At 60.3% G+C, this 12,030-nt stretch carries 13 protein-coding genes; 1 reads left to right on the top strand and 12 read right to left on the bottom strand.

The window, feature by feature from the left end; genetic code table 11:
- Nucleotides 1–179 precede the first annotated feature (179 nt).
- From G9C89_RS23740 to G9C89_RS23715, 6 genes are all read right to left on the bottom strand, one after another.
- The gene (locus G9C89_RS23740; RefSeq protein ID WP_172152953.1) at nucleotides 180–635 is read right to left on the bottom strand and encodes a thioesterase family protein; all 456 of its coding nucleotides are present in this window, start codon (nucleotides 633–635) and stop codon (nucleotides 180–182) included.
- 114 nt (nucleotides 636–749) lie between these two features.
- Nucleotides 750–1,439 carry a polysaccharide lyase family 7 protein gene (locus G9C89_RS23735; RefSeq protein ID WP_172152951.1) on the bottom strand — a complete coding sequence of 230 codons (690 nt, stop codon included), beginning with the start codon at nucleotides 1,437–1,439 and terminating at the stop codon, nucleotides 750–752.
- A gap of 230 nt (nucleotides 1,440–1,669) precedes the next feature.
- A complete protein-coding gene (locus G9C89_RS23730) occupies nucleotides 1,670–2,464 on the bottom strand; it encodes an ABC transporter ATP-binding protein (protein ID WP_172152949.1) in 795 nt (264 codons plus the stop codon).
- A gap of 22 nt (nucleotides 2,465–2,486) precedes the next feature.
- Nucleotides 2,487–3,476, bottom strand: a complete 990-nt coding sequence (locus tag G9C89_RS23725) for an ABC transporter permease (protein ID WP_172152947.1) — start codon at nucleotides 3,474–3,476, stop codon at nucleotides 2,487–2,489.
- Nucleotides 3,477–3,536: 60 nt separating this feature from the next.
- A complete protein-coding gene (locus G9C89_RS23720; RefSeq protein ID WP_172152945.1) occupies nucleotides 3,537–4,925 on the bottom strand; it encodes a CmpA/NrtA family ABC transporter substrate-binding protein in 1,389 nt (462 codons plus the stop codon).
- A gap of 692 nt (nucleotides 4,926–5,617) precedes the next feature.
- Nucleotides 5,618–5,983, bottom strand: a complete 366-nt coding sequence (locus tag G9C89_RS23715; protein WP_172152943.1) for a transcriptional regulator — start codon at nucleotides 5,981–5,983, stop codon at nucleotides 5,618–5,620.
- Between the two features lie 213 nt (nucleotides 5,984–6,196).
- On the opposite strand from G9C89_RS23715, the gene G9C89_RS23710 reads away from it, so the two are divergent.
- Nucleotides 6,197–6,589 (top strand): hypothetical protein, encoded by a 393-nt coding sequence (locus tag G9C89_RS23710; protein WP_172152941.1) that lies wholly within the window; start codon nucleotides 6,197–6,199, stop codon nucleotides 6,587–6,589.
- Nucleotides 6,590–6,663: 74 nt separating this feature from the next.
- On the opposite strand, the gene alaC is transcribed toward G9C89_RS23710, so the two are convergent.
- The 6 genes from alaC to G9C89_RS23680 form a co-directional block, all read right to left on the bottom strand.
- Nucleotides 6,664–7,905, bottom strand: a complete 1,242-nt coding sequence (gene alaC, locus G9C89_RS23705; RefSeq protein WP_172152939.1) for an alanine transaminase — start codon at nucleotides 7,903–7,905, stop codon at nucleotides 6,664–6,666.
- A 137-nt stretch (nucleotides 7,906–8,042) separates the two neighbouring features.
- Nucleotides 8,043–9,143: a polysaccharide lyase family 7 protein gene (locus G9C89_RS23700; RefSeq protein WP_172152937.1), complete on the bottom strand. Its 1,101-nt coding sequence runs from the start codon at nucleotides 9,141–9,143 to the stop codon at nucleotides 8,043–8,045.
- Between the two features lie 254 nt (nucleotides 9,144–9,397).
- Nucleotides 9,398–9,976, bottom strand: coding sequence for an ANTAR domain-containing response regulator (locus tag G9C89_RS23695; RefSeq protein ID WP_172152935.1), 579 nt, complete (start codon nucleotides 9,974–9,976; stop codon nucleotides 9,398–9,400).
- A gap of 20 nt (nucleotides 9,977–9,996) precedes the next feature.
- Nucleotides 9,997–11,208, bottom strand: coding sequence for a CmpA/NrtA family ABC transporter substrate-binding protein (locus tag G9C89_RS23690; RefSeq protein ID WP_172152934.1), 1,212 nt, complete (start codon nucleotides 11,206–11,208; stop codon nucleotides 9,997–9,999).
- Between the two features lie 297 nt (nucleotides 11,209–11,505).
- Nucleotides 11,506–11,715, bottom strand: coding sequence for a YgdI/YgdR family lipoprotein (locus G9C89_RS23685; protein ID WP_172152932.1), 210 nt, complete (start codon nucleotides 11,713–11,715; stop codon nucleotides 11,506–11,508).
- Nucleotides 11,716–11,850: 135 nt separating this feature from the next.
- Nucleotides 11,851–12,030: hypothetical protein (locus G9C89_RS23680; RefSeq protein ID WP_172151224.1), on the bottom strand; the 180-nt coding region annotated here is incomplete at its 5' end.

Genomic DNA, 12,030 nt, shown 5'->3' with positions numbered 1-12,030 from the left:
AAATTGACCTGCTGCCAGCAGAATAAAGGCGCCGTAACCCATCATCGATATTCGCCCTGCCAACGGGTACAGGCATAAACCGCCCGATGGGTATCGCTGCGCTCAACCCATCCTACGGATGAGTTGCGCCGGCATTTGCAGTCCGACTTAATTAATTTTTACATGTAAAAAACAATGAGTTATTTATTGTTTGATGAGAGCCAGTTGACCTTGGGGAACTTGCTGCTGAACACCGTCGGCATCGCCACTACCTTGCCGAGCTTGTAGTCGAAGAACACGAAGCCCGACTTGGCCATCGCCACCAGGCTGCCATCGGCCGGACGGGTGATGCGGAAGGTGATGTCGCCACCGTATTTGTTGAAGTCCATCACGCCGACCTCGAACAGCAATTGATCGCGCGCATGCGCTTCCGTGCGGTAGGTGGTGGCGAGGTCGGTGACGATGATGCCGGTGCCATCTCCGCGGGTTTCGTAAATGCCGAATTCGAACAGGAAGCGCGCCCGTGCCTCGGAGATCATCGAGATCATCGAGTCGTTACCCAGGTGGTTGGACGCATTGATGTCGGTCACGCGCACAGTCAGGTGGGTGCTGTAGCAGTATTGGTCTTCGGGGAACTCGAGTTTTAGGCGGGCCATGGGCAGGTCTCGTGCAGGCGGGATAGGGCGGTGCAATTGTACGTGGGCTTTTGTCGATTTTGCGCTATCGGCCCGGTGAATGATGCCCCGCCCACCCTGGCTATCCGCTCGCCCTCAGCGGTGCTGGGTGTTCACATGATAGAAGGTCACCCGCCCGCCTTCATTGGATGGGCCGTAATTGTCCTGGATATAGGCGCCGGCCTTGAAGTACAGCTGTTCCTTGCTCCAGTACGCGCTCAATTGCTGATAAAGCGAGCCGTTGTCACCCTCGCTGCTCTGGACGCTGACACCCAGCTTGCCGCTCGGCGTGATGCGCAGTTTATAGCTGAAGCGCTCGTTCAGCTGGATGTCCTCGGCCAGCAGAATGTTCTGTACGTAATCATCGCCCGGGCGTTTGCGCAGCAACAGTTCCAAGCGGCCGACGCCGCTGCGGTAGTGGTATTGCAGTTTGGCCAGCGGATCATTGTTGCTGCCGGGTTCGTCCTTGCTGTGGATCTGGCCGATGACGATCTTGTTCTGGCTCGGTACCTGGTTGATCGTCAGCACCGCGTTCAGGTAGTTGTCGGCGCTGTAGTAGTACCAGTTGTTCAGCGTGCCGTCGGCCTGGGTTTCGCGCAGCTCGCTGCGCGGGTAGATGGCATCAGCGGTATGCGAACCGTCGACCGGCACCCAGAAGGTGACACTGCCGTCGCCATTGCGGCGGAAGTACTGGCTGTCATATCCGTTGTTCAGGCGTGGGGTTTCGATGGTGGTGGGAGATGGGTCGGTGGGAACCGAGAGGTTCCAAGTGGTGAGATCAAGCACGACTGATCCTTAATAGTCTTGAAAATCTGTGAATGGCTTGGCTTCGGCGGCCGCCAGCGCAGTAAGTTCAATCGGATCGGGAATTTCTCAACCGGGCTGCCGGGATTGCTCGCGCCTGTGCGGCTGATTTATCAGGATTTATCGGCCTTCGGCGCAGCCTGGAGCAGGGGCAAGCCCGCTGCAATCCGCACCCTGGTGTGCGGGTTGCAACGGGCTCATGGCGGCACCGCTCAAGCCGCCGGGCGCTGCTGCTTCTGGTAGAGGAATTCCAGTACGGCGGCGCGGTATTCGTGATAGCGCGCGTCATGCGCCAAGGCGATGCGCTCGCGCGGGCGTTGCAGGTCCACGCGCAGAATCTCGCCGACGCTGGCCGCCGGGCCGTTGCTCATCATGACGATGCGATCGGACAGCAGCACGGCTTCGTCGACATCGTGGGTGATCATGATCACCGTATTGCCGAGGTCGGCATGGATCTCCATCAGCGAGTCCTGCAGGTGGGCACGGGTCAAGGCGTCGAGGGCGCCGAAGGGCTCATCCATCAACAGCACCTTGGGTTGCATGGCCAGCGCGCGGGCGATGCCGATGCGCTGTTTCATGCCGCCGGAAATCTCACTGGGGCGCTTGTCGCGCGCGTGGCTCATGTGCACCAGTTCCAGGTTGTAGTCGATCCATTCGCGCATTTCCCCGCGCGATTTCTTGCCCTGGAATACCTGGCGCACGGCCAGCTCAATGTTCTGGTAGCAGCTCAGCCAGGGCAGCAGGCTGTGGTTCTGGAACACCACCGCACGTTCCGGGCCTGGCGAATTGACCTCGCGGCTGTCGAGGATCACGCCGCCGGTGCTGGCCTGGTAGAGGCCGGCGACGATATTCAGCACGGTCGATTTGCCGCAGCCGGAATGGCCGATCAAGGACACGAACTCGCCCTTGTCGATTTTCAGGTTGACGTTCTGTAGGGCGCAGTACAGGCCCTTGTCGGTGGGAAAGCTGATGCCGACGCCGGTCAGTTCAAGGTGTGGATGGTTCATGGCGAGCTCCTGAAATTGGCGATTAACGCAGGTCGGCATTCTTGTCCCAGCTGACGTAGCGCTGGAGCATGAGCATGAGACGGTCGAGGACGAAGCCGAGCAGGCCGATGGCGATTACCGCGACCATGATCCGTCCCAGCGAGTTGGAGCTGCCGTTCTGGAACTCGTCCCAGATGAATTTGCCCAGGCCGGGGTTCTGCGCCAGCATTTCCGCGGCGATCAGGACCATCCAGCCGGTGGCCAGGGACAGGCGCAGGCCGGTGAAGATCATCGGAATGGCCGCCGGCAGGACGATTCGGCGTACATGGCTGAGCGGTGACAGGCTAAGCACGCGACTGACGTTCTGCAGGTCCTTGTCCAGGTTGGCCACCCCCACGGTGGTGTTGATCACGGTAGGCCACAGGCAGCACAGCGCCACGGTTACCGCCGAAGTGACGAAAGATTTGGCGAACAGTGGATCGCTGCTGGTATAGACGGCGCTGACCACCATGGTCACCAGCGGCAGCCAGGCCAGCGGTGAAACCGGCTTGAAGATCTGGATCAGCGGGTTGACCGCGTTGTAGATCGGCTTGCTCAGGCCGCACACGATGCCCAGCGGGATGGCCAGTAGCGAAGCGATGAAAAAGCCGGTCATGACCGTGTACAGGCTGGTGAAGATCTGTTTGAAGAACGTCGGCTTGCCGGTGTATGGGCGAACGCTGATTTTGGCTGCAGGGTCCTTGGCCAGTTTCTCGGCATTGCGTATTTCCTGGCGCTCGAAGAAGGCATCGGCGCGTTTCTGCTCGCGCAGGTGCTCATCGACCAGGGCGCCGAACTGGCTGGCCACCTGGGTCGGGCCAGGGAATTTACCGAGACTGGTGTCAATGCTGCCGGCAATCATCTGCCAGAACAGCAGGAAGGCGAGGATGCCGAACATGGGCATCAGCACGCGGGGTAACCAGCGTTTGAGGGCCAGGCTACGAGCGGATTTCAGCGTGTCTTGAATGGGCTGGGCGACGGCGGGGTTGCTCATCGTCTTGTCCTCGAAGCAGAGGGGGGCCGGAGTGTCCGGCCCCCAGGGCATATAGATGCGTTACAGAACGGAGTCGGCTTTCAGACCAATCTTGAATTGGTTGATGTACTCGTTCGGCTTGCGCCCGTCATAGGTCACGCCATCGATGAACTCGTTGGAGGGGGCACGGAAACCCTCTTCGTTGGCCGGAGGGAAGTCTTCGGCCTTGGCCTTGCCTTCCGCGACCAGTTCGCTGGCAGCACTCTGGTACACCGCCGGCAAGTAGACCTGCTTGGCGGTATCCAGGTACCAGCTGTCCGGCTTGGCTTCGCCGATCTGGCCCCAGCGACGCATCTGGGTCAGGTACCAGATGGCGTCGGAGTAGTAGGGGTAGGTCGCGTTATAGCGGAAGAACACGTTGAAATCCGGTACTTCGCGCTTGTCCCCCTTCTCGTACTCGAAGGTGCCGGTCATCGAGTTGGCGAGTACCTTGGCATCGGCGCCAACGTATTCGGGGCGCGAGAGGATCTCCACGGCTTCCTGGCGGTTGGCGTTGTCGTTTTCATCCAGCCACATGCCGGCGCGGATCAGCGCCTTGACCAGGCGCTTGTGGGTTTCCGGGTTGGCGTCGGCCCAGGCTTTCGATACGCCAAGGACCTTCTCGGGATTGTTCTTCCAGATTTCGTAGTCGGTGATCACCGGCACGCCGATGCCCTTGAACACGGCAGCCTGGTTCCAGGGCTCGCCTACGCTGTAACCGTCAATGGTGCCGGCCTCGAGCGTGGCCGGCATTTGCGGTGGCGGGGTTACCGAGAGCAGGGCATCGGCGTTGAGGGTGCCAGTAATGTCGCCCCTGGCCGGTGCGTAGTAGCCGGGGTTGATGCCGCCGGCGGCCAGCCAGTAGCGCAATTCATAGTTGTGGGTGGACACCGGGAAGACCATGCCCAGGTTGAAGGGCTTGCCCTTGGCCTTGTACTGCTCGATCACCGGCTTGAGTGCATCGGCCTTGATCGGGTGCACCGGCTTGCCGTTTTCCATCGGCACGTGCTTCTTCATTTCCTCCCAGACGGCATTGGACATGGTGATGCCATTACCGTTGAGGTCCATGGAGAAGGCAGTGACTACCTCGGCCTTGGTGCCGAAGCCGATGGTGGCCCCCAGGGGTTGGCCGGCGAGCATGTGCGCGCCGTCCAGCTCGCCGGTGATCACCCGGTCCAGCAGGACTTTCCAGTTGGCCTGGGCTTCCAGGGTGACGTACAGGCCCTCATCCTCGAAGAAGCCTTTCTCGTAGGCAATCGCCAGTGGCGCCATGTCGGTCAGCTTGATGAAACCCAGCTTGAGTTCTTCCTTTTCTGGATCGGCGGCGATGGCGATCTGCATGCTCAACGGCGTGAGCAGCATGACGGCGGCGCAGCCGAGGCCGGTCAGGGTCTTTTTCATCAAGGAGCGGCGGGCGGTGGAGTTACACATGGTGGTTCCTCAGTTCTCGGAAACGAAAAAAAAGACGTCAATGGACAACTCTGCCAGCTAGGGCAGGGTGCCTTTGACGTCTTTGTCTATTCGTCTCGATCACCGCCGTTGGCGATCCGAAGACGGGTGTTAGGTCTTGACGGGATATAAGCAAAGGGCTTGCCAGGTTTGCTGAAGCGACGGGCGTGGTGGCTCGCCCGTCGCTGTTGCGGCGCCTCGACTGGTTCTAGAATGCTGATTATTAATATTTATATATTAGATAGTTAAAGCTAATAGTTAACTCATAATATAGTTTATAAATTCAGCGCTCGCTGAAGACCAAACGGTAAGGGTGTCTGCCTGTTTGCAGGATTTTGATCCAATGGCGGGCGCACTGAAGGAGCAATGAGCGCTTTTGGTTCGTTTTTCACGCGCCCTGGTCAGCAGCGTTAAAGGCGTGGTGGAGGCTTGTCCGTTATCTACGGTTGTCGGGAACGGGCGCCTTGTGGGAGGGGGCTAGTCCGCGAATGGATATTGGCTCGGCCGCCGGTTCGCGGCCAAGGCCCCGGGTGGCGGTGTTTGCTGCTCTTGAAGGGCCGAGCTTGGCGCTGGATCGAGAGCTTGTGAAAATCGCCCACCTACAGCGCCCTCCAAGCGCCCGCTGCGGCGTTGCACTCGATAGTTTCACCGCCCGAGCATTACGGCACTGCGCACTACACCGCAGCCTGTGTGCTCGCGCCTGTGCTGTCATGACGCTGCGGTTTACGAACGGCAGGCTTCATCTGCGCCTCCTCGACAAACTCCTTGAGCCACTTCAGTACATCGACCGCATCCCAGCGCGCCGGGTCGAACATGGCGTAGGCAAGGCCCTGATAGCCCACCACGTCGAGCTGCTTGTGATAGCCGGCGCGTTGCAGCAGTGCCTCGATTTCGGCGAAGCAGGTGTTGAAGTGCACGCGGGTGAAAGGGGTTCGGCCCTCGGTGACGATGCCCTCCAGGTGCAGTTCGGCGACGGTGGCGCGAACTTTGTCCAGGTGCATCCGGTTCACGCTGTGTTTCAGTTGCAAGACGTCCAGCATCGTTGTGCTCCCGATTAACGCGGTGGATTGGCCAGGTGTCCGTGTCCAGCAGACCTGGCGAGATAGCTACAACAAGGATAGTCGAAAAATACTGTACAAATAAACAGTATTCGACAATAGTAAAGCCAGACCCTTCTGGGTATTCACTCGATCACCCCTCGCCAGTCGCTTGCACAGCCACTGACCGTCGGGACTGCAGAGGAGCAACTAGTAATGCAACAGATGCTGATGACAATTGTGCTGTTGGGGCTGCTGGCAGGCTGTGCCCAGCCGCAGGTCGAGCAACCCAAGGCCAACGGCTCTTATCTGGTGATTGAAAACAGCCAGGCATGGGCGGTGCTGGTCTCGGATGGCAAGCGGGTGGAGGAGCGTGGCACCGTGGTGGATGTGATCAAGCTGCCGAGTCAGCATTCTGCAGTTGCCGCCAGCTATGTGATCGAAACGGCCAACTGCGGCCGGGTGCAATGGCTGACCGAGCGCGCCGATGATGCGGACGGCGGCACCACCCTGATGGCGCTGCACGACAACCAGCAACTGGGCGATGCCGGCTGTGTGATTGGCAATGAGCTGACACGGGTGTGGACGGTGCTGGATTATTCGGGGTGATGCGCAGGCGGGTTTGCCAGGTGCGTGCTCGCGGAAAAGCGTTTTGCGAGCACGCGCCCAAGGTGACAGCGTGCTTAGCTAGGTGGGGCCTTGCGCGGTTTGCTCGGCACTGGCGCTTGAATCAAGCCGTCGGCCCGGAACATCGCCTTGATCCCGCGTACGGCCTGGCGAATGCGATCCTGGTTCTCGATCAGGGCAAAGCGCACATGGTCATCGCCATAATCGCCAAAGCCGACGCCGGGTGACACGCACACCTTGGCATCCAGCAGCAGTTTCTTGGCGAACTCCAACGAGCCAAGTCCCGCGTAGGCTTCGGGAATCTTGGCCCAGACGTACATCGAGGCTTTCGGGTTCACCACCATCCAGCCGATCTCGTGCAGCCCTTTGACCAGCACATTGCGGCGCTGGCGATATTGTTCGGCAATATCGCGCACGCACTGCTGGTCGCCCTCCAGCGCCGCGATGGCGGCGACTTGCAGCGGCGTGAAGGTGCCGTAGTCGTGGTAGCTCTTGATCCGCGCCAGGGCGTTGACCAGCTCCTTGTTGCCAACCATGAAGCCGATGCGCCAGCCGGCCATGTTGTAGCTCTTCGACAGGGTGAAGAACTCCACGGCAATGTCCTTGGCTCCCGGTACCTGCATGATCGACGGAGCCTTCCAGCCGTCATAGACGATATCGGCATAGGCCAGGTCATGAATCACCAGCACGTCATACTGCTTGGCCAGGGCCACCACGCGCTCGAAGAAGTCCAGCTCCACGCACTGGGCAGTGGGGTTGGAAGGGAAGCCGAGGATCATCATCTTCGGCTTGGGGATCGACTCGCGAATAGCCCGTTCCAGTTCGGCAAAGAAGTCCACGCCGGGTACCAACGGCACCGAGCGCACCTGGGCGCCGGCAATCACTGCGCCATAGATGTGGATCGGGTAGCTGGGGTTGGGCACCAGCACGGTGTCGCCGTGGTCCAGGGTGGCGAGCATCAGGTGCGCCAGGCCTTCTTTGGAGCCGATGGTGACGATGGCTTCGCTTTCCGGGTCGATCTCGACCTGGTAGCGATCCTGGTACCAGCGCGAGATGGCGCGGCGCAGACGCGGGATGCCACGCGACGTGGAGTAGCCATGGGTATCTTCGCGCTGGGCGACCTGCACCAGCTTCTCGACGATATGCGGCGGTGTTGGTCCGTCGGGGTTACCCATGCTGAAGTCGATGATGTCCTCGCCACGGCGGCGGGCGGCCATCTTCAGTTCGGCCGTGATGTTGAATACGTAAGGCGGGAGTCGATCGATGCGCGCAAAGCGGCGCGAAGCTTGGTCAGCCATGCTTTCCTCGGAAACGTAAGCGCCCGGAACCGTCCGAGCGACGTTGGCCACTGCGGTGGCCAGGTGGCAACATACGCCGCCCGCATGAGCTTGTCGAGGCTGGCTCCGCAGGCGGTGCATGGGTGCAGGCATGCCGCTCAGGGCTGTACCAGGATGGCAAAGCTCTTGGCCAGGTTGTTGCCGTTGGCATCGCGTACTCGGGCCATGAAGCTATGCAGCGTCGATGCTTGATCGGCGTCGGCAATGCCCGCGAGTTCGCCGTTCGGGCTGAGGCTCAGGCCACCGGGTGGATGACCGCTGACCAGGCTCCAGGTGCTTCCACCTAGACCGCCTTCGGCTTGCAGAGTGTTCAGATAGGGCTGTCCGACCCGAGCATTTGGCAGCGCGGCCTTGCTGGTGATGGCGAGGCCGGCGGCTGGGTGGCTGGTCGCCAGGCGGTAGAACTTGACCCGAGCGCCTTCGTCGGGATCGTCGCTGGCGCTGTGCAAGTACGCGCCGGCCTTGAAGTAGAAGGTATCCTCATCCCAGGCGGGGTCGATTGCCATCTCGGCGATTGGGCCGCTGTTGACCTGAACGGAGGCCACGCCCGCGTCGATCTGGATCTGGTAGACGAAGGCCTGGCCCAGCTTGATGCCACTGGCCAGCACCTGTTTGTTGAACGGTGTTCCCTGGGTCGGCAGGGTCTGCAGTTTGGCGATGACCTGGCCGCTCTGGCTGGCGAAGTCATAGTGGTAATAGACCAGTACCAGAGGTGGAAACACCAGGCCGTGCACTTGGCCGATGATCACCACGCCGTCGCCTGGAACCTGGGCAACGCGCAGCTGAGCCTCGAGGATAGACGTTGCACCGATCTGCCAGTTCACCCGCGAATTGCCGGGCTCGATCATCTCGCGCAATTCACTGCGTGGTTTTGGCGAGCCGCCACCGGCCAGGCCGTTGACGGGGGTCCAGAACGTCATGGCACCATCTGTATCGGTATAGAACCATGCCGAGGAATAGCCGGATGGACCGCTGAGAACGCTCGGGGAAACTGTCAGGGGAATGTCGGCGGGGCCCTGTTCGGCGGCGGCCGGCACGGTGATATTCCAGTTTTCCAGGGCGAAGTTCCCGCCGGGCGGCAGGGTCGGGTCGAGCGCGGCGGCGACCGGTTGAATGCTCAGGCTGGCGAGCAGCGCCGCCATCTGGCACCGGCCGGGCGGCAGGCTCAACCGTTGCAGGCATTTCGTGGTGTTGCACATGGTTTGAGTCCTCTTGCCGATAATGGTCGAGGAGATTCATACCTCGCAGTCGAAAGACTGCCGCGTGGCAACTGCTGAAGCTCGTTCCTGAGTTGCGGTAGCCTGCCAATCAAGCCAGTTTCATACCAGTTTCATGACGGCTGGCTGATCGAGATCTGCTTGCCGATGGGCGGCATGGTGCATGGATTTTTTGAGGGGGCGTAGAGCGAGGCACCCGGGGGGCGGGTGCCGCAAGATGGATGCTCGTGCTCGGCTTACTCGCCGAGCATGTCGTGCATGGCGATGATCTGTTCGGCGACCTGCAGCAGTTTTTGCTGCCGGCTCATGGCTTGGCGGCGCATCAGGGTGTAGGCCTCTTCTTCGTTGCAGTTTTTCATCTTCATCAGCAGGCCTTTGGCCAGTTCGATGCGTTTGCGCTCGGCCAGCTGGGCGTCGCGGGCCTGCAACTGTGCGCGTAGCGCCTGATCACTCTCGAAACGGGCCATGGCTACATCGAGTATCGGTTGCAGGCGTTGGGCGTGGATGCCTTCGACGATATAGGCACTGACGCCGGACTGAATGGCCTGGCGCATTACCCCCGGGTCGTGTTCGTCGGTGAACATGACGATCGGACGCGGTTGGTCGCGGCTGACCAGGACCACTTGCTCCATCACGTCGCGGCTGGGGGATTCGGTGTCGATCAGGATCACGTCGGGGCGTACGGCCTCGACGCGTTCGGGCAGGTCGATGGTCAGCCCGGATTCGTCTATCACCTCGAAGCCGGCTTCGATCAGCGCGGCTTTCAGGCGACCGACCTTCTTCGGGGTGTCGTTGATCAATAGGATGCGCAGCATGGGTGTGGCTCTCTGGGCAATTACAGGGCGACAGCGTCGCTGTCGGCCAAGGCGTGGAGGGTAAAGCTGCGGGCATAGCCCACCGGATCTGAGCCATCCCAGGTCTTGCCATCGAGCAGCGTGGCGCTGCGCTGTTCGGCCGGTACCCTGATATTCAAAGCCTCCGCCGCTTGGCGGTAGAGGTCAAGCTGTTGCACTTGGCGGGCGATACCCTGGTAATCGGGATCGTCACGCAGCAGGCCCCAGCGGCGGAACTGGGTCATGAACCACATACCATCGGAGATGTAGGGCATGTTGACTGCGCCGTCAGCGTGAAAGCGCAGCGGGTGCGGGTCCAGCCAGGCATGGCCAAGACCATCCTGATACTGACCGAGAAAACGCGGCTGGATGGCGCTCAGTGGTGCATCGACATAATCGCTGCCGCTGAGAAATTTCGCAGTGCTGCGCTTGTTTTCTTCATTTTCGTCGATGAAACGGCTGGCTTCCAATACGGCCATCACCAGGGCGCGGGCGGTATTGGGATGTTGCTCGACAAAGGCGCGGGTGCAGCCGAGCACCTTTTCCGGGTGATCCGGCCAGATCGACTGGGTCGTGGCCAGGGTAAACCCGAGATTTTCATCGACCGCCTGGGCGCACCAAGGCTCGCCCGCGCAGAAACCGTCGATGCGCCGGGCTTTGAGGTGAGCGACCATTTGTGGCGGTGGCACCACCACGCTGTCGACATCTTCAAGGGGGTGAATGCCCTGACTGGCCAGCCAGTAATAAAGCCACATGGCGTGGGTGCCGGTGGGCAGGGTCTGAGCGAAGGTCAGTCTTGCGCCCTTTTGGTGCGCGCGCAGATTTAGTGCGTCGCTTGTGGTCACGCCAGCGAATTGCAGGGCATGCGACAGGTTGATGCTCTGGCCGTTTTGGTTCAGGCCCATCAACACCGCCATGTCGGTGGCCGGCGCGCCGCCAAGGCCGAGTTGTACGCCATAGATCAGGCCATAGAGGCTGTGTGCAGCATCGAGTTCACCGCTGAGCAGTTTGTCGCGCAGGCTAGCCCAAGATGCTTGGCGTTGCAGGTTGATGGTTAACCCATATTTCTCGGCGAAGCCCTGAGTGGCGGCGACAATCACCGATGCGGCATCGGTCAGGGCCATAAAACCCAGGTTCAGCACACGCTTTTCCGGTATATCGCTACCGGCAGCCCATGCCTGTGTATCGATACGGCTGTTTTTATGCTCGCTCATGGCGCTTTTCCCAGATCAACACAAAAAGGTGCCGCACCAATGGCTGCATGACTCAGCGATTGGAGCGACACCATTGTCTATTAAGCCGATTCCGCCGTTGGAAGGGCTCTGCTGCTTGGGATTAAGCAAGTGGTATGCCAGTGCGCAACCTGTGTCGGCGGAATCATGAGTGGCGCACGGTAATGGTGTGGAAGAGCTGAACGGTGGTGAAAAAACGTTCGCCTACAACGACCACCCTCAAGCGCACGCTGCTGGGGCTGCGCTCGATATTTTCACAAGCGTTGAGCAAGCCTCGCTTCAGCGCTCGAGCATCTGTTTGACGTTGCTTTGTGGGATCTGCTGCTTGCGGCCCTCGCTGTCGGTGAACTCGATCATGCCGGTGTCTTTATCCAGCTGGGGCTTGCCATCGCTGGTCAACATCTGGCCATCGGTGGTGGTGATGATGTATTCGCTGCTGCAGCCTGCCAGGGTGAAGGCGCACAGAGCCGCGATTAGCCAGTTTTTCATGAATTTCTCCTGATGCTGTAAATGCGTCCGCTGATATTCCTATTGAAAAGGTAGCTGCTGGACATTCACCTGCAAGCGCTTCAGAAAAGAAAAAGCCCCGCACTGGGCGGGGCTCTTCTTCACGCGGGGTTACGTTTAGGCTTGCACGACCGGGATGTTGGCGTTCGCTGCCGCTTCACGGAACTCGGCGATCTGATCGAAACTCAGGTAGCGGTATACGTCCGCTGCCATGGTGTCGATTTCCTTCGCGTAGACCATGTATTCCTCAACGGTCGGCAGGCGACCGAGGATCGAGGCAACAGCGGCCAGCTCGGC

The organism is Pseudomonas tumuqii (assembly GCF_013184545.1).
Classification (GTDB): Bacteria; Pseudomonadota; Gammaproteobacteria; order Pseudomonadales; family Pseudomonadaceae; genus Aquipseudomonas; species Aquipseudomonas tumuqii.
Note: the sequence above shows the minus strand (reverse complement) of the source record. Positions and strands in the feature narration are given on the sequence as shown.